Raw genomic sequence first — 16,207 nt, 5'->3', positions numbered from 1 at the left:
CCGTGGCAAGACGCTCAGCACCGATCAGACGGCGGGAACGCCGCTTTTAACGATTCCCGATTCCCGATTCCCGGCCTCACCGATACCCCGCCGCCTGCAACTCGAACAGTTCCGCATAGCGCCCGCCCTGCGCCATGAGTTCTTCGTGGGTGCCATTAGCCTCGATGCGGCCGGCGGCGAGCACCAGGATGCGGTCGGCCATGCGCACGCTGGAAAAGCGGTGCGAGATCAGCACCGCAGTGCGGTTGTCCGACAGTTCCTTGAAGCGCTGGAACACCTCGAATTCGCTGCGCGCATCCAGTGCGGCGGTGGGTTCGTCCAGGATCATCAGCTGCGCATCGCGCATGTAGGCGCGGGCGATGGCGATCTTCTGCCATTGCCCGCCGGACAGATCCACGCTGTTCTTGAAGCGTCGGCCGATCAATTGGTCGTAGCCATCGGGCAGGCCGTCGATCAGCTCGCCGGCCATCGCGCGCTGCGCAGCGGCCTGGATGCGCGGCGTATCGTTCATCGCATCGACCTGGCCGACGCCGATGTTTTCGCCCACGCTCAGGTGGTAGCGCACGAAGTCCTGAAAAATCACCCCCAGATTGGCGCGCAGATCGTCCAGGTCGTAGTCGCGCAGGTCCTGCCCATCGAGCAGGATGCGGCCTTCATCCGGGTCGTACAGCCGCGCCAGCAGCTTGACCAGGGTGGTCTTGCCGGCGCCGTTTTCGCCGACCAGGGCCAGCACTTCGCCGGCGCGCAGTTCGAAATCCAGGTGCCGCACCGTCCATTGCTCGGCATCCGGATAACGGAAGCCCACGTCCTCGAACACGAAGCCCTGACGGATCGGGCGCGGCACCGGCAAGGCATTGGGGCGCGAGCGGATGTCCGGCACGATGTTGAAGAACGAGTACAGATCGTCCAGATACAGCGCTTGGCCGGCGACCTGGGAAAAACCGATCAGCAAGCCTTCCAGTAATTGCCGCAAGCGCAGAAAGCTACCGGCCAGAAAGGTCAGATCGCCGATGCTGAAATCGCCACGCACCGTCCGCCAGGCGATGTAGCCGTAGGCCATGTAGTAACCCAACGTCCCCAGTGCCGCCAGCAACGCTCCCCACAACGCACGCTTGCGCGCCAGTGCGCGGTTGGCCTGGAAGAACTTGTCGGCCAGGCGCCGGTACCGCGCGATCAGGAAGCGATGCAGGTTGAGAATCTTGACTTCTTTTGCGGTCTCCACGCTGGCGCCGACCTGGCGCAGGTAATCGAGCTGGCGGCGCTCCGGTGTCCACTGGAAGTTGAGCGAATACCCCAATGCATTGAAGTGCGCCTCGCCGATGAAGGCCGGAATCAACGCGACCGCCAGCAGCACGATCAACCACGGCGCATACACCACCAGGCCCACCGCCAGACTGACCACGGTGATGGCGTCCTGCACCTGACCGAACAGCTGGCTCATCAGGTTCATGCGGTTCATGGTCTGGCGCCGCGCGCGATCCAGCTTGTCCTGCCGGTCCGGGTCTTCGAAGTCTTCCAGATCTAGTTGGGCGGCATGTTCCATCAGCCGCACGCTGGCAGCGTTGTTGAACAACTCCGACAGCAGTGCATCGGCGTAACCGACCAGCCGGCCGAGCAAGTCCGAACCGATCGCCAGCGCCAGTTCCAGCGCCAGCAATTCCAGCAGGCGGTTCAGGCGGCCGCTCCCCAAGGCCTGGGTAAGCGACTCGAACGCCGGCGGTTGGCCGACCAGGTGAATCGCCTCGTCGATGATCAATTTGCCGATGTAGAGCGAGGCCACCGGCATCAGCGCGCGCAGCACGCGCAAGCCGATGCTGCTGGCACTCAGCCAGCGGCTGGTCTGCCAGATCTGGCGCAGGAACGGCGGGAGGTTGCGCAGCGCATCCAGACGCTCGCGCAGGGTGGGGCCGGTACGGGGAGCGGCAGGCGCAGTGGCGCCGGAACGGGAAGCTGACATCGCGCTAGTGTGCCGCCCGCAGCGTGGGCGTGGGGTGTTGGGCAAGGGGCAGGGGCGGATGCGTGCCTTTCCATTGGTGCGCCAGGCGTACCGCCCGCCGCTGCACCGGCACCGGTGAGCGGATTCTTCGCTTGCCACGCCCCGCACCACCAGTGCAGTAGTGCATCGACGAAGGGCGACATCGCGCCCCGGTGAATCGCACAGAGAAACGCTCCGCCAGGATGCGCCCGCTGTTTGCTCTAAAATGGCCGGATTGCCCCCGCCAGCCGTAGAGCCAGCCGTGACCTCGATCAAGCAGGAAGACCTCATCCAGTCCGTCGCCGATGCGCTGCAGTACATCAGCTACTACCACCCGGTCGACTACATCAAGAATCTGTCCGCCGCCTATGAGCGCGAAGAATCGCCGGCCGCCAAGGACGCCATCGCGCAGATCCTGATCAATTCGCGCATGTGCGCCGAAGGCCACCGCCCGATCTGCCAGGACACCGGCATCGTCACCGTGTTCCTGGAAATCGGCATGAACGTGCGCTGGGACGACGCCACGATGGGCGTGGAGGACATGGTCAACGAAGGCGTGCGCCGCGCCTACAACCATCCGGACAACAAGCTGCGCGCCAGCGTGCTGGCCGACCCGGCCGGCAAGCGCACCAATACCAAAGACAACACGCCGGCAGTGGTCAACACCAAGATCGTGCCGGGCGGCCACGTTGAGGTGATCGTCGCGGCCAAGGGCGGCGGCTCGGAGGCCAAGAGCAAGTTCGCCATGCTCAACCCGTCCGATTCCATCGTCGACTGGGTGCTCAAGACCGTGCCGACCATGGGCGCCGGCTGGTGCCCGCCGGGCATGCTCGGCATCGGCATCGGCGGTACTGCCGAGAAGGCGATGCTGCTGGCCAAGGAGGCGCTGATGGAGCCGATCGACATCGTCGACCTGCAGGCGCGCGGCGCCTCCAATCGCGCCGAAGAACTGCGCCTGGAGCTGTACGAAAAGGTCAACGCGCTGGGCATCGGTGCGCAGGGCCTGGGCGGCCTGACCACGGTGCTGGACATCAAGGTCAAGGATTACCCGACCCACGCCGCCAACCTGCCGGTGGCGTTGATCCCCAATTGCGCCGCCACCCGCCATGCGCATTTCACCCTGGACGGCAGCGGCCCGGTGATGCTGGACCCGCCGTCGCTGGAAGACTGGCCCAAGCTCACCTACAACCCGACCAACGCGCGCCGGGTGAACCTGGACACCATCACCCGCGAAGAGGTCGCCAGCTTCAAGCCGGGCGAAGTGGTGCTGCTCAACGGCAAGCTGCTGACCGGCCGCGACGCTGCGCACAAGCGCATGATCGACATGCTCAACAAGGGCGAAACCTTGCCGGTCGACTTCACCAACCGCTTCATCTATTACGTCGGCCCGGTCGATCCGGTACGCGACGAAGTGGTGGGCCCGGCCGGCCCGACCACCGCCACGCGCATGGACAAGTTCACCCGCCAGATGCTGGAACAGACCGGCCTGCTCGGCATGGTCGGCAAGTCCGAGCGCGGCGATGCGGCCATCGATGCGATCCGCGACAACAAGGCCGTCTACCTGATGGCAGTCGGCGGTTCGGCGTATCTGGTGTCCAAGGCGATCAAGGCGGCGCGCGTACTCGCGTTCGAAGACCTCGGCATGGAGGCGATTTACGAATTCGAGGTCAAGGACATGCCGGTGACGGTCGCGGTGGATTCCACCGGCGAGTCGGTGCACAAGACCGGCCCCCGGCTGTGGCAGTCGCGCATCGGCAAGATCCCGGTGGTGGTGGAATAAGAGTGGTTGGCACCACATCGCGAGCAGTCGTCAGGCGGCATGGGCGTGCAGTAGCCGCACTGCAGTCGACTCAGCGCATCAGCCGCCTCTACCAGGCGGCTGTGTAGTAGCTTGCGTAGGCGCTCACACTCAGGAATCTGCATGGCGACGACGCTTTACCACACCCCCAGCACCGCAGCATTTGTGGTGCATTGGCTGCTGATCGAACTGGATGTGCCGCACGCGTTGCACCCGCTGGATTTCGAACGCGGCGAGCACAAATCGCCGCAGTACTTGGCGATCAATCCCGCCGGCGTGGTGCCCACGCTGGTACTGGACGGGCAAGTGCTCACCGAGGCCGCGGCAATCGTGCTTCAGCTGGCCGACCTGCATCCACAGGCAACGCTGGCCCCCGCGCTCGGAACACCCGAACGCGCGGCGTACTACAAATGGATGTTCTTCTGCGCCAACACCTTGCAGCCGGCATACCGCGCCTGGTTCTACCCGAGCGAACCGGCTGGTGCCGAGCATGCCGAGGCTGCGCAGGTTCAGGCCCGCTGCAAACTCGAAGCGGCCTGGGCCCAGGTCGATGCGCATCTGCAGATCCATGGCCCCTATCTGCTCGGACATACCGTGTCGGCAGCCGATTTCATGTTGACCATGCTGATGCGCTGGTCGCGCAACATGCCACGCCCGACCGATACCTGGCCGGCGCTGCAAGCGCACGCATCCCTGATGAAGGCGCGCCCGGCTTTTCAGGAAACCTATCGCCGGGAAGGCCTGACGGACTGGATCTGAGTCCACCTCGCGCACTGCGAGATGCTGTGCAGGACGGCAAGGTGGATTTCTTCGACGTGTGATCCGTTCCGCAAGAAGGCCTCTGCTACATGATGTTGCTGTGGCAGGGCGGGCCAAGTGTCTGTCGGCATGTGGTGCAAGACAAAAAAGCCGGCATGCGCACATGCCGGCTTTTCTATTGGATTAACGCATGCGATTTTATCGATTAACTCCAGCGCATGCTGCCAGCGACCACGGGTGCATGCTGGAAATCAGCCGATATCCGCGCCTGTCGGATTCCATCGCGCTTAGAACCACTCCAGCAACGATACGCCCAGGCCGATGTAAGTCGCCCTGTGGTTGTAGTCGATCATGCTTTCGCCGTAGCCATCGAACACTTGCACATGGCCGCGCAGCAGGTTGGTGATCGGGAAGCCGTAATCCAGCTGCACCGAACCATGCGAGCGGTCGCCGCCGCGCAGCGAATGGCGTGCGATCAGCGCGACTTCGTGGCCGTCCTTGTTGTAAACCAGCGTCGCGTCGCCACGGCCCATGTAATCCTCGATATCGGGATTATTGTCGTCGGCGCGGTCTTCCTTGATGCGGAACCACGGGCGCAGTGTCAGGGCCCAGTTTTCGCGATCCAGTCCGAAGTTCAGGATCACCCTGTTCCAGGAGCGCGACAGCGGGTCGGCACGTCCATTGGACATGTGATTGAGGCTGATGCCGCTCATGCGCCCCTTCCAGCCGAAGATGCTGTAGTTGTTGCGAAAGACCAGCATCGCTTCGGGCTCGTAATTGGTCTCGCGGAACGGGCGCGACGCATCGGCGTTGTAGGCCTGCCAGCGCGAGCTCTGGGTGTAGCCCATCCAGATATCGCCGTTGTCGCCGAACAGATCTTCCACGACCTTGGTCTTGAAGCTGAGCTGGAACTTCAGCTCGGTGCTGTCCAGTTGCTGCGGCGTGTTGACCGAGTTAGCCGGATTCGGCGACTGCGGGGTGCGGTTGGTGTCGCTGGTCCAGAACGCCGGCAACAGATACACCGGCTTGTAGCCACGCAGCTGGAAGGTCCCCAGCTTGGAGTCCTTGGCCAGTTCCCAGCGTCGATCCAGCAACGAGCCGCGGCCGGCATTGGCCACCGCTTCTTCTTTCGGTTGGTCCTGGCCGTCGGCGCGGAAGAAATCGCCGCCCCGGCTGATCGTACGCGTGTCGTCGGACTTGGCTTCCTTCTGCTTGGCCAATTGCGCTGCGGCATCCGCCTCCGCGGTCAGCTGTGGGGTGTAGCCCAGCGCCTTGTCGTAACAGGCAAGACGCGCGGCATCGGACGTGACCGAGGTACAGGCTTGCGGCGAGGCCGGCTGCGGTGCGATTTCCTGCGCATGCGCCAATGGCGCAGCGGCCAGGGCGATCAGCATCAAAGGGCGGGTGCGGTGCTTGGACATGAGCAGTCTGGCCGAGGTAAACGCGCCAGGCAGGCGCAGGGACACGCAGCTTAACGGTCGCGTCTGCATGTGCAGTGTGTACACGGTGGCATAACATTCGGATTACGTCGCCCGGCGGTGGCTTGAAATGATCGTCCGGACGGTGGGTATGCGCATTGCTTGCGCCCGCCCAATACGCGCATGTGGCTGTTACGTGCATCCTGGACGAAGATCCTGTACACGGCCCCCAAACGCTGCGAAGAGCTAGTGTCGCGTTCCGCATGTAACTTTTCTTATCTGGCGTTGTCTAAAGAAGCACTCTTGGAAACCGGAGTGCTCGGCCATGAGAAGGCCCGCCAAGCCGTTGGTTGTCAGTACCGACGATCGTTTGCAACTGGAGTCGATGGCTCGCTCGCAGAGTTTGCCGGCGGCCTTATCGCGCCGCGCGCAGATGATCCTGCGCATGGCCGACGGCGAGCCGCAGACGGCAATTGCGCATCGCTACGGGGTGAGCCGGCCAACCGTCACGTTGTGGCGTACCCGCTATCGGGAGCGCGGCATTGCCGGCCTGCACAACGAACTCAAGCACGGTCGGCCGCGCACAACCAGCGATGAAAAGGTAGCCGAACTGGTCAATACCGCTTTGACGCGCAAGCCGAACGGCAACACGCACTGGTCGCGACGCACGCTGGCGGAGGAGACAGGACTCTCCACCACCGTCCACCGCTACATGGTCGGCCCTGAAAAACCCCTCTCAAAGCTCCAGTGCCATGTTTGCGGGCCACATGGTGCTTGAGGGCGTTGAGGAACGCGCCCGCACCACCTGCAACCAAGCACGCAAAAATGCGATCCAGCGCAGCAGCCAGCGCAGGTTGCAGCCAGCGGCGCAGCCGAGCACGTGCAGTGCATCGCCTTGGGCGCCTTTGAGATGGCAGCGATTCAAGCGGCAGTCCTGTTTCAGATGTCCGATCACCGGCTCAACTGCTCGCCGTCGTTTGATCCAGCTCCATTGCCGTCGTGTCAGCGTCTTGGCTTGGCCGCGATGCAGGATCTGCACGCCCTTCACGTCGCGCCCGCGATACCCCAGATCCACAATCGCCACCTGCGGGATCACATTCACATCCTGCAGCAGCCCGCGCGCCTGTTCCAGTTGCTCGGCCAACGTATCGCCGTCGTAGGGATTACTGGGAAAACTGCGCGCGCCCACGATCAAGCCCTTGCGCGCACTCACTGCAATGCCGACCTTGACGCCAAATTCGTAGGGGCTGCTTGCCTTGCCCTTGCTCATGCATTCCACTTCCGGCGCGTGCAGGGCGTAGCGTCTTTGTTTGTCCTTGGGGCGCTGTGTCAACAACCGTTGTGCGCGCTCCAGCCAGATACCAATGCGCTCACGCACCGTGGGTTCCAGCTGGTCCAGCTTGCGTTGCAGATCGCGTAATACGCGTCCCAGGATCGTGCGTTGGCGTCGCAGCACCTTGCGCATGCGCTTGAACTGGCGCGCATGCGCATAGCGTCCGGCCTTGCGGCTCAACGCCGGACCTTGCCGCGCATAGCTCTGTCGCAGTGCGATGCCGTGTCGCTTGGCCAACAGCACCAGCTTCTTGCGCGCCACCTCTAGCAAACGGCTGTCGGTGGGATGGGCGATCGCTTTTTCCTGCACGGTGGTATCCACGATCACCCGCGACAACTCACGTGCATCCAGCGCCTTCATCGTGTGAGCGGTGTTGATCGTGTGCGCCAACAGCTCTTCCATACCGGCTTCGCCCAGGCGCTGTCGCCAACGGGTCAGGGAGCTGGGATCGCACGGCAAGCAGGTCTGGAACACCACCTCGCCGGTGAAGAACTGCCAGTACGGATTTTCCAGCCAACGTCCGCACACCGCTTCATCGGACAGGTCGTAGGCGTGCTTGAGGTAAAGCAACCCGGCGATCAGACGCACCGGCAATGCGGGCCGACCGCCTGTGCCGGTGGTGGCCGGCAACCGCGGCGATAGCGCCTGCTCCAACGCACTCCACGGCAACCGATGGCTCAACTGGACCAGTGGATGGCGCAAGTCGATCTGGTTCTCCAGACGCGAACGAAACAGCTCATCGGCAGGCAACTGCTCGGCGGCAGGACGGCGTGTACGCATGGGCGAAAACTGGCAATTCCAGCACACCGAAAACGCAGATGAAGCCTTGCAATGGATGTGGTCTGGGGGTTTTCAGGGGCGACTACATGACGTTGTTCGGCCTGCAGCCGCATCGCTCCAAGCGCTTGAAGCTCTCCACTGATCCGTTCTTCATCGAGAAGGTGCGCGACATCGTCGGCCTGTATCTGAATCCGCCCAATCATGCGCTTGTGTTGTGCGCGGACGAGAAGAGCCAAGTACAGGCTTTAGAGCGCACCCAGCCTGTGCTGCCGATGGGGTTGGGGTAGGTCGAAGGCATCACGCACGACTACGTGCGCCACGGCACCACGACGCTGTTTGCTGCGCTGGACATCGCCAACGGCAGCGTCATCACCCAATGCAAGACCCAGCACCGACATCAGGAATTTCTCTCGTTCCTGCGACATGTAGACGCGCAGGTGCCGCAGGATCTGGACGTGCATCTGATCTGCGACAACTACGCCACCCACAAGCACGCCAGGATCAAGGCATGGCTAGCCAAACGGCCGCGCTACCACATGCATTACACGCCGACCTACAGTTCCTGGCTCAATCAGGTCGAACGCTGGTTTGGCCTGATCACCCAACGGGCGATCAGACGCGGCTCCTTCGACTCGGTGGTCGATCTTAAACGCAAGATCAATGCTTTCGTCGAACACCACAACCAAAATCCGCGACCGTTCAAATGGACTGCGACAGCTGACTCGATCCTCGCCAAAATCGAACGGCTATGCAAAGTTATCAACGGAACGGGACACCAGGGAAGGCCTGAACAACGAGGCCTGAGAGGGCGAAACGCCGCGGAGCTCCGGAGCTCGGACGGGCCCAGCCCGCCGTCTTTCTTGCGCCACACATAGAACGTCGCCTCCGCGATACCCAGCTTGCGGCAGATCTCCCCGACTGCCATGCCCAGCTCGGCTTGCTTGAGCGCGTACGCAATCTGCTCCTCGGTAAAACGGGATTTCTTCATCGCCTGATTCCTCGTAATCCACGGGAGTCCACGCGGGGCGAAGTCTCTACTTTACGTTGGCCCGGTTTCCCGGGGGGGGGTCAACCCGGGACGGTTCAGTTCTTTTGTCTGGCCAACACCTGTGCTCGCTCTTGGTAAAAATGATGCTGGCCTCTATAGGCGTAGCGAACGTGAAACTCGCCAGGCGCGGAAAGGCCATCAGGCTTTTCGAAATAACACGTCCTGGAAGCTGGTAGATATAGGTCCAGTGCGCGGTTAATAAGCATGTTGCGAGTGCGTGTCTGCATAACCAGGCGCTCCACGTCAAGATTTTTCAGATAATGCGCTATGATCAAACCTATGGTGCAAGCCCCTACGCCGCCTCCGGTTGTTTGTGCTTTCGGGCCTTGGTCTACCGCTTTGCGCAAGGCTTTGCGGTAGATGTGCAGGTGCACGTAATTTTCCTGAGTGTCGTATCGATTGATATTAGTGTAACCAATCAGCATGTCGTGCAGATAAAGAGAGTAAATGACGGTTGATTGTCCGAGTGGTTCGCTGGACGGTATATTACGCAGAAATCGTTCACGAATTTGCTGTGCATCGCCCAAGCGTGCTGTATCCACACCTAGTACGTTCAGGTAGGACTTCGGGCTGTCCGTCCAGTATTCGACAAATGCGTCGGCGTCTTGCGGAGTCGCATCGCGCAAAATCAATAAACCTGCACGCATAGGTAATCTTGCATGTATCAATGAGGTGTCGGAGCTGATGTCGAGGTTCATTCGAAGGTTTCCAGAAAGGTGTAAATAGACTGGGTAACGCAGGCGACCAGCTGTTCCAGCTGTTCGCTGGCTTCTTCGCCCATCGAGAAGCGCAAGAAGGGATCTGTTGACTCTGCTATTGCCGCAGCAGCTGAAATACGGGTAACGCCAAAACCGAAGCTCACACCTTTGGTGATCGATACGCCTGAGGTTCGGCAGCTGTTGATGATGAGTTCGATCAAGCCCTCCAAGCAGTGCCGATTGTTCAAGCCCGGCTCACTAAAGGTGATGGCGACGACACCTCCACCATGGTTCCACTGTCGCTTACGCCAGTCGCGCGGATAGGCAGCACGCAATTTACTGCATGGGTGCTCGATGGCGTCCAGTGAGGCCGCAAGATACTCGGCGTTGCGCGTCAAGCGCTGCATGCGTTGCAGCAGCTGCTCTCGGTCGAACAACGGAAAGCGCGCTACCTGATTTTGGTATAAGCCAGTGCCCAGGTTGCGTCGGTGCCGGGCGAGGGTAGGCGCATGTTGCTCGCTGCAAACAATCACGCCGAGCATCTGTAGATCCAGTCCCAACTGCAGGTATTTGCTGCCGCTTTCGAAGTAGAGAATTTGTGGATGATGTGGCGCATCGAACAGCGTGAAAGGGTTGAAGCCACCGGAGATCATGGTGCCGTCAATAACCAGCCAGCGGTTTCGCCAGTCGCGGGTACGCAAGGCGTTGGCCAGCGCTTGGAAATCAAAGCAGGGCAGTTCACCGATATTTGCCATGGGGTCCGCGAATACAACATGGCTGTCAGTGCGCTCCACGCATTCGATCAATGCCTCTACGCTCCAGTCCTCCGCGATAGTCATTGAAACCTGCGGAAGTGCTTCCAGCTGTTCCAGCGCTTCAAAGTATAGATAGGGGACCCTTGCCACTCGGGCTACTTCCGGGTGTTTTGGAAAGACTTCGCGTAAAAGATAGCTTTCCAGTGTCGAGTAGGCCGCTTGGCCGCTGGAGGTTAGCAGCGCTGTGTGCGCTCCTCCACCAAACCCGATCGCGCGCACCAAGTTCAGTTCAAGTTCGCGCAGGGCCACCGAACCATAGCGTTCATAGTTCACAGAGCTGGTTTGCAGGTCCGCAGGATCGAAAAACATGATCTCTCTGCTTTGATCGGTACTTGCACTACACCAGTTCAAGGCTGAGCGGGCGAGTCCGAAATTTTGAATCAACAAGCGATATCGCTGCGCAACCTGACGCCCGTCCAGACCCGGGCTGCGGCAACTGCTGATCATTTTACGGGTGCTGTCCAGCGCATCTCCCATGAAGCTTTCAACTATGGGGTCTACTGGCAACGACTCGCGCAGGGCAAACGATAGGTGTTGCTGCAGGGTTGCTTGCAACTTGTCCAAGCCTTGTTCTACACGATCTACCAATTGCAGCCACATCGACAGAAGCGTGGCCTCGCTGATTGGCGATGGGCTGTAAGTGCTTGTCTTTTCGACAGCCTGAGATGTCTTGCCAGGCGCGGACGCCGAGGCCGACAGCTCAATGCCGAGTGTGCTTGCTCTCAGGCCGTTTATCTTGCGCAGTCTGGGCTCTTCGATGACGGCAGTCATGGCTTTCGCCAGCAGCGGAACGGAAATATTGCCACCACTGACAAGGACCAGGATATCGCCTTTCAGATTAGGACTCTCGTCGAACAGCAAGGGCGCCAAAGCAATGGCTCCCGCTCCCTCGGACAGAATGCTTTCCTGATGCAAGAGCGTCATCATGCTGGTCTTGATGCGATCCTCAGGCACTGCGTGAAAAATGGGTGCCAATGCCTGTATCAACGGCCACAGCCAGTTGTATGGCTCGTGTTCGATCGCAAGTCCATCGGCAAGTGTGGGCATGACGCTTTTAAGCATCTGCTGACCATCGAAGCCGTTATGTAGGTTACGACCAAAAATAGCCGGATGCACTCCATGCAACCTTGTCTCTGGCCATAGCTTGGCCGCCGCGCAGCCGAAACCGGTGAGCAGGCCGCCACCGCCAAATGGCAGCAGGATGTGATCAAACCGCCGATCATCCTGCTCTGCGATTTCCAGTGCCAGTGACCCTTGGCCTGCGACCACGTCGGGGTGATCGAACGGAGAGATATAATACCCGCCATTTTCCTGTGCCTCCTGATGTGCTGCGACATAGGCCTCAGAGACATCTGCACCTCCCTGCACGATTCGCGCCCCTACTGCCCGCAGCCGACGAATCTTAATTTCGGAAGCGTTCAACGGCACGAAGATATTGGCCTGCAAGCCGAGTTCGCGCGCCAATGTGGCAATTGCCAGCCCGTGATTGCCTGCCGAGGCCGTATAGACAAAGGCACCGGGGGCAAGCAAGCGCAGAGAATTATAAGCCCCGCGCAATTTGAAAGATCCAGTACGCTGCATGCACTCCAGTTTTGCCCACACCCGTCGGTTGTTTGCGCCAAGCCAAGGCAGCTCGACTAAGGGAGTTTTGACGAGGTGGCGAGAAAGTGCCGGGTAGGCTTTTCGAATATTCTCGTATAAGTGTGCCATTAACTCGGGACCGGAGCGGTTGGTCGTCGTCTGCATTAAGTTAGAGAATCCTTATTTTCTACGGAGCGCTGCCGTGGGTGTCGCCTGCCTGACAGGCCTTACGTCGATGGGCGGCGGCTTCAACTCTGGATCGCAACACCAACGATCGCAACACCAACGGTTGTGAAGTGGTCCAGGCGACCTGACCTGAGCGACTTCACAGCCAAGTGGAGTTGCCCATGTCGTCTAGCCGCCTGGACCTATCGGAACGATACCGTCTACATGCGTTGTATGAAACCGGGATGTCGATGCGCGTCATCGCCGAAGTACTGGAGCGTGCGCCCAGCGACGTCCCCCTCAATTCAAAACGTATCGGCTCGGTGTCCACCTTGATCGGTTGCCTTCGAAGGCTGCTGCGACTGCGATGCGGCCGAAAATGCCTTGAAGGCAAGCTTTTTCTTGCAGGCGCGATGGATCCGCTTGGAGGTATTCCGCCAGCCTTCAAGGCGCAGAATTACCAAATCGCGCTTACAACCATAGCGGATGAATGCAGGCCGGTTGCGCTGCAGTCGCGTACCCCGGATATTTGGTTTGCCTTGATGCTCGGCGTGCTTGATCAGCGGTAGCGAAGATATGTCCGATTCGCGTTGTGGCTGGCCGAAGTTCTGGTTGGGAAGGCGAAGCACAGATGCGGGGAAGTCCCGAGCCTTCGCCAAACGGCTGATCATCTGAGTGCTGGCATTGCACCGGCTGAGATGGCCTTTTCGGGTTGGCCAACGGGGCGCAGTGGTTGCTGCTGATCTAGGCGTGTTCGCGGCGCTGGCGCTTCTGGATCAGGTCAGTCCGGGCCGCAGCAAGTTCACTTCGGACGCCTTGCAGCGCTTGGTGATATTCTGATCAACGCGACCGGACGATGCGGCAAGCCATATCGGTCGCCCTGACCCCACTCAGATCTTGGGTTTTGCGCCGTTTCCGGTGCAGTTGCGGGGCGTTGCCACCATCGCAGGTACATCTTGCCTGTGGCAGGTATCATCTGCGTTCGCGTCATCCACAGGTTCGACAGCGCAAACAGCTTCAGTTCGCGTGATCAAGCGCTAGTTTGGCTAAACCAAGGTGCGCTATCGCGGCTTGGCCAAGAACACTGCACAGGTGCTGACTTTGTTTGCGCTGTCGAACCTGTGGATGGTGCGCCGGCAATTGCTGCCGGCCCGGGCATAGTGCTGCCTGACGGCAGCTAAAACCGCTAGAAAGTTTCACAAATCGCACCAAACGCAACATTTTGCGCGTCACTGATATGCAAGAGGCTGGAATTTGAGAGGTTCGTTGGTTTGTTCAGACTTTCCTTAGCTGCCGTGCATTCCAAGTGCTGCAACAGGCCCGACTCATCGTGCGCCCCAATGTGCGCCTTTATCCCGAACAAAGGGCTGGTTGCCTTCTTGGTCTGGTGCATGTCCGGATCGCGCTCGCCGTCTTTGTTATCGGTCGAACTGGTGCAGCAATGATCGTGGCATCGACCATCGTCCCGCCGCGCAGGCTCTGCCGCTTGCGTTGCCGTTGTAATCTGCGTCGCCGAAGGTCAGTTGCATCAGGATCGTCCGGTCTGTTCGTTGAGGGATGATCTCAGGATCAGATGGGTTGTTCAGGCCTCACCCTAGAAAAACCAGCCGATGGCGAACACGCCGAGCATGCACAGACCCAGCGCCAGCTTGGTGGCGGTGCCAAGCATGATGCCCACCCAGGTGCCGATGCCGACCTTGGTGGCCTGGCCGGTCTTGCGTGTCTGGTAGTACTCGCCGATCCATGCGCCAGCAAACGGGCCGACAAACAGCCCGACCGGCATGAAGAAAATGCCGGCAATGCCGCCGATTACCGAACCCCACAACGCCATTTTGCTGGCCCCCACGCGCTGCGCCCCGTAGAGCGTGGCCAAGAAGTCGATGAGGAACGAAAGCGCAGTGACCAGTCCCAACACGACCAGCGTGACCCAGCCGACATGGGTGAAATTATCGGCCCAGGCCGCAACCAACAGGCCGGCGAACACCAATGGCAGGCCTGGCAGGGCAGGAAGGATCACGCCTGCCAGACCGATCAGCACCAGCGCTGCAGCCAGGATGTAGTAAACGACGGTGGTGTCCATGATGGTTTAGGAATGTCCTATTTCACGCTTGACAGAAAGGTGCGAGAGGTGCTTGAAAATTGGTTTTGTGCGGGTTAAGTTGCAGCCGCTGCTGTTTGCAAAGGTCACCGTGAATCGTGGCCTGATGCGGTAGATCGTCCGATCCGCTACATCCTTGTACCTCGCTTCCTCCTTGCAATCACAGCCACCACCGCTAGTCCATCACAGTGTCGTAGGGAGTCAGTCGAGATGTCCAACATCGAACGCGAGAATGGTGTCGTGAAGTGGTTCAACGATGCCAAGGGCTTTGGATTCATCAGCCGCGAAAATGGCGAAGACGTCTTCGTCCATTTCCGCGCGATCCAGATCCAGGGCTTCAAGAGCCTCAAGGAAGGTCAGAAGGTCAGCTTCACGGTCGTGCAAGGCCAGAAGGGCCTGCAGGCTGACGCAGTGCAGGTGGTCTGAGGCCCATTGCGTAAGGCGCATCACGCAGACAGCAGAAAGGCCCGTGATCGGGCCTTTCTGTTTTCTCGGTCTTGTTGTCTCGCCGCACGCAGTTCGTAGGGTGAAGTGCGGGTCCGGTCCGGGCGTTTGTTGCCGCAACTGGCGCGTCGCCAGCCCGAAGCACGTTGAGACATTTGATTTGGATGCGACGCATCGCTAGTTGGCGACGCGGCGGCGATACCGCCGCCGCAGACACGCATGGATCAGCGCAACACGACCTTGCCGTTGACCACGCGCACATATGCATTTTCGCGCACGCCGGCCAGGTCGCGCTGGTTCACCACGATCACGCGGCCGTCGTCCATGCGCACCTGCACGTCGAAGCTGGAGCTGGTGACGTTGTTCTGGATCGCGTTACCCGCCAGCGCACCGGCAGCAGCGCCGGCAACCGCCGAGACGTTCTTGTTGCCCGTGCTACCACCGGTGTCCTTGGAAATCTGGCGGCCGGCCACAGCGCCCACAATGCCGCCGAGGACCGCGCCGGTGCCGGTGGGCGCAGAGCGGGTCGGGCCGACTTCGTCGATCCGGGTCACGATGCCGCAATCCACGCAACGCTGCGTCTGCGAGTAGCCCTGGTCGTAACCGCGGTCGCCGCGATAGCTGCCGTATTGCGGCTGAGAGGTGGCGCAGCCAACCAGGGTCGCGGTTGCAGCCAGGCCAATGACGAGCAGTCGGGTCTTCATGAGATCTCTCCGGGTGGTTCGAAAAGGCGGCCAGGGCCGCGGCGACGTCATCCTGTGATGGTCCAGGTGAACGGTCTGCCAACTGGTTCACTGCAGGCTTAACGAAACCCGAGCGCCGTCTTCATGAAACCTCAGCGAAAGTCGCGATGGCAGGCCTCGCAGGCCTCGGAAATGCGGGTGTGTACGTGGCCTATGGCGTTGCAATCGGCCAGCGGCAGACCCTGCGCCTGATCCAGCGCGGCGCGCAGTGCCTGTGCGTGCTCGCCGAAGCGACGGTCTTCGCCAATCTCAGGAAATGCTGGCTCGACCTCGTCGGCCAGCAGGCGCAGCGATTGCAGTCGGCGCTGTTGCTGCGACGGCGTACAGGCAGCACCTGTATTGGCTCGCAGCGCGCGTAACTGGTAGGCCATGACCTGCATCAGGCTGTCGGGCACCGGGTCGCGCCGCGCCTGCAGCGCGTTAGCCACCATGACAGTGGCGACCAGGCCGATCAGCCCGCCCAGCACCAGCATGAAGGCGTAACGGGCCGCGCGGGATTGGTTGGGAGGCGGGGCGTGCATGAGGTGGCTCCTGGGATGCAACGTTCATCGT

General features: G+C 60.8%; 12 protein-coding genes and 6 pseudogenes. 7 read left to right on the top strand and 11 right to left on the bottom strand.

Going from position 1 to position 16,207, the window contains the following annotated elements; genetic code table 11:
• Positions 1 to 76 precede the first annotated feature (76 nt).
• Entirely contained in the window at positions 77 to 1,957 is a 1,881-nt protein-coding gene (locus M0D43_RS03670) for an ABC transporter ATP-binding protein (RefSeq protein WP_252163590.1), read from the bottom strand.
• 280 nt (positions 1,958 to 2,237) lie between these two features.
• Between M0D43_RS03670 and M0D43_RS03665 the strand changes: the two genes are divergently transcribed.
• Together M0D43_RS03665 and M0D43_RS03660 are read left to right on the top strand one after the other, a co-directional pair.
• The gene (locus M0D43_RS03665; RefSeq protein WP_260807963.1) at positions 2,238 to 3,755 is read left to right on the top strand and encodes a fumarate hydratase; all 1,518 of its coding nucleotides are present in this window, start codon (positions 2,238 to 2,240) and stop codon (positions 3,753 to 3,755) included.
• A 141-nt stretch (positions 3,756 to 3,896) separates the two neighbouring features.
• Entirely contained in the window at positions 3,897 to 4,532 is a 636-nt protein-coding gene (locus tag M0D43_RS03660) for a glutathione S-transferase family protein (protein ID WP_260807961.1), read from the top strand.
• Positions 4,533 to 4,819: 287 nt separating this feature from the next.
• On the opposite strand, the gene M0D43_RS03655 is transcribed toward M0D43_RS03660, so the two are convergent.
• Positions 4,820 to 5,953, bottom strand: a complete 1,134-nt coding sequence (locus tag M0D43_RS03655; RefSeq protein WP_260807959.1) for a phospholipase A — start codon at positions 5,951 to 5,953, stop codon at positions 4,820 to 4,822.
• Positions 5,954 to 6,275: 322 nt separating this feature from the next.
• Between M0D43_RS03655 and M0D43_RS03650 the strand changes: the two genes are divergently transcribed.
• Positions 6,276 to 6,728, top strand: a complete 453-nt coding sequence (locus M0D43_RS03650; protein WP_260807957.1) for a helix-turn-helix domain-containing protein — start codon at positions 6,276 to 6,278, stop codon at positions 6,726 to 6,728.
• On the opposite strand, the gene M0D43_RS03645 is transcribed toward M0D43_RS03650, so the two are convergent.
• A complete protein-coding gene (locus tag M0D43_RS03645; RefSeq protein WP_260807955.1) occupies positions 6,687 to 8,063 on the bottom strand; it encodes an IS5 family transposase in 1,377 nt (458 codons plus the stop codon). The two genes, M0D43_RS03650 and M0D43_RS03645, sit on opposite strands and share 42 nt — an antisense overlap.
• An 89-nt stretch (positions 8,064 to 8,152) precedes the next feature.
• Between M0D43_RS03645 and M0D43_RS03640 the strand changes: the two are divergent.
• Positions 8,153 to 8,815 (top strand): annotated as a pseudogene (locus M0D43_RS03640) (IS630 family transposase); the annotation flags it as partial.
• A gap of 74 nt (positions 8,816 to 8,889) precedes the next feature.
• On the opposite strand, the pseudogene M0D43_RS03635 reads toward M0D43_RS03640, so the two are convergent.
• The 3 genes and pseudogenes from M0D43_RS03635 to M0D43_RS03625 form a co-directional block, all read right to left on the bottom strand.
• Positions 8,890 to 9,051, bottom strand: a pseudogene (locus M0D43_RS03635) (transposase); the annotation flags it as partial.
• 95 nt (positions 9,052 to 9,146) lie between these two features.
• Positions 9,147 to 9,809 carry a GNAT family N-acetyltransferase gene (locus M0D43_RS03630; RefSeq protein ID WP_260807953.1) on the bottom strand — a complete coding sequence of 221 codons (663 nt, stop codon included), beginning with the start codon at positions 9,807 to 9,809 and terminating at the stop codon, positions 9,147 to 9,149.
• The gene (locus tag M0D43_RS03625) at positions 9,806 to 12,370 is read right to left on the bottom strand and encodes a pyridoxal-phosphate dependent enzyme (RefSeq protein WP_260807951.1); all 2,565 of its coding nucleotides are present in this window, start codon (positions 12,368 to 12,370) and stop codon (positions 9,806 to 9,808) included. Before M0D43_RS03625 ends, M0D43_RS03630 begins: the two co-directional genes overlap by 4 nt.
• Positions 12,371 to 12,552: 182 nt before the next feature.
• Between M0D43_RS03625 and M0D43_RS03620 the strand changes: the two are divergent.
• Positions 12,553 to 12,684, top strand: a pseudogene (locus tag M0D43_RS03620) (helix-turn-helix domain-containing protein); the annotation flags it as partial.
• A 353-nt stretch (positions 12,685 to 13,037) separates the two neighbouring features.
• On the opposite strand, the pseudogene M0D43_RS22120 reads toward M0D43_RS03620, so the two are convergent.
• Positions 13,038 to 13,198: pseudogene (locus tag M0D43_RS22120) on the bottom strand (DNA-binding protein); the annotation flags it as partial.
• Between the two features lie 222 nt (positions 13,199 to 13,420).
• Between M0D43_RS22120 and M0D43_RS22115 the strand changes: the two are divergent.
• Positions 13,421 to 13,531: pseudogene (locus tag M0D43_RS22115) on the top strand (IS5/IS1182 family transposase); the annotation flags it as partial.
• A gap of 127 nt (positions 13,532 to 13,658) precedes the next feature.
• On the opposite strand, the pseudogene M0D43_RS03610 reads toward M0D43_RS22115, so the two are convergent.
• Together M0D43_RS03610 and M0D43_RS03605 are read right to left on the bottom strand one after the other, a co-directional pair.
• A pseudogene (locus M0D43_RS03610) lies at positions 13,659 to 13,861 on the bottom strand (IS5/IS1182 family transposase); the annotation flags it as partial.
• Positions 13,862 to 13,964: 103 nt separating this feature from the next.
• A complete protein-coding gene (locus tag M0D43_RS03605) occupies positions 13,965 to 14,450 on the bottom strand; it encodes a DUF456 domain-containing protein (protein ID WP_252163582.1) in 486 nt (161 codons plus the stop codon).
• A gap of 228 nt (positions 14,451 to 14,678) precedes the next feature.
• Between M0D43_RS03605 and M0D43_RS03600 the strand changes: the two genes are divergently transcribed.
• Positions 14,679 to 14,894: a cold-shock protein gene (locus M0D43_RS03600; RefSeq protein WP_003483561.1), complete on the top strand. Its 216-nt coding sequence runs from the start codon at positions 14,679 to 14,681 to the stop codon at positions 14,892 to 14,894.
• A 242-nt stretch (positions 14,895 to 15,136) separates the two neighbouring features.
• Here the strand turns inward: M0D43_RS03600 and M0D43_RS03595 are convergent, their stop codons facing one another.
• Together M0D43_RS03595 and M0D43_RS03590 are read right to left on the bottom strand one after the other, a co-directional pair.
• On the bottom strand, positions 15,137 to 15,616 hold the full coding sequence (locus M0D43_RS03595) for a glycine zipper 2TM domain-containing protein (protein ID WP_252163581.1): 480 nt from the start codon (positions 15,614 to 15,616) through the stop codon (positions 15,137 to 15,139).
• 131 nt (positions 15,617 to 15,747) lie between these two features.
• A complete protein-coding gene (locus tag M0D43_RS03590; protein WP_260807947.1) occupies positions 15,748 to 16,176 on the bottom strand; it encodes a cytochrome c in 429 nt (142 codons plus the stop codon).
• Positions 16,177 to 16,207 lie beyond the last annotated feature (31 nt).

This window comes from Xanthomonas prunicola, assembly GCF_025266575.1.
Lineage (GTDB): Bacteria > Pseudomonadota > Gammaproteobacteria > Xanthomonadales > Xanthomonadaceae > Xanthomonas > Xanthomonas prunicola.
Note: the sequence above shows the minus strand (reverse complement) of the source record. Positions and strands in the feature narration are given on the sequence as shown.